The 1,022-nt window shown below is 64.7% G+C and carries 1 protein-coding gene; it reads left to right on the forward strand.

Features of this window, described 5'->3' with window-relative positions; all coding sequences use genetic code 11:
- Window positions 1–1,022: chromate transporter (locus OEJ37_RS34795; protein WP_263349523.1), on the forward strand; the 1,022-nt coding region annotated here is incomplete at both ends.

Here is a 1,022-nt window from a genome sequence, read left to right on the forward strand (position 1 = left end):
GCGCTCGCCGGCTATATGCGTCGCGATCTCGTCGAGAAGCGCGGCTGGATCACGGAGGCCGACTACAAGGAGGGACTCACGCTGGCCCAGCTCGCACCGGGTCCGATGGCCGCCCAGCTCGCGATCTATCTCGGCTTCATCCACTACCGGATCCTCGGCGCGACCCTCGTCGGGCTCGCGTTCGTCCTGCCGTCGTTCCTGATGGTCCTTGGGCTCGGATTCGCGTACGCGCACTTCGGAGGCCTGTCGTGGATGCAGGCGGTCTTCTACGGAGTTGGCGCCGCGGTGGTCGGCATCATCGCGATGAGCGCCTACAAGCTCACCACCAAGACCGTCGGCAACGACAAGCTTCTTTGGGCCATCTTCCTGACGCTCGCTGCCGTGACGTTCATCACGGAATCGGAAATCGCATGGCTCTTCATCGTCGCCGGGGTGATCGGCTGGTTTTGGCGTGCGCCACCCAAATGGTTGCACAAGGGCGGACTGAGCGCGCTCGCGGGTGCCAACCTGCCGGCGGCTAGCGGCCTGTTGAGCGGCATCGATCTGCCGCAACTCGCGCAGATCGGCGTGTTCTTCGCGAAAGCCGGCGCATTCGTGTTCGGGTCGGGGCTCGCGATCGTGCCGTTTCTGTACGGCGGTGTCGTGACCGAGCATCACTGGCTCAACGACAAGCAGTTCATCGACGCCGTCGCGGTCGCGATGATCACGCCGGGGCCGGTCGTGATCACGGTCGGCTTTATCGGTTACCTGGTCGCAGGCTTCCCCGGCGCATTCGTCGCCGCGCTCGGCACCTTCCTGCCCTGCTATCTGTTCACCATCATCCCGGCGCCCTACGTCAAGAAATACGGTCACCGGGCCGACGTCAAGGCGTTCGTCGACGGCATCACGGCAGCGGCCGTCGGCGCGATCACGGGCTCTGTCCTCGTCATCGCGAAGCGCTCGATCGTCGACATCCCCACCGCCATCATTGCCGTGGCGACCATTCTGCTGCTGTGGCACGTCAAGAAGCTCCAGGAACCGGT

Source organism: Burkholderia sp. BKH01 (assembly GCF_025685725.1).
Taxonomy (GTDB): Bacteria; Pseudomonadota; Gammaproteobacteria; order Burkholderiales; family Burkholderiaceae; genus Burkholderia; species Burkholderia pyrrocinia_C.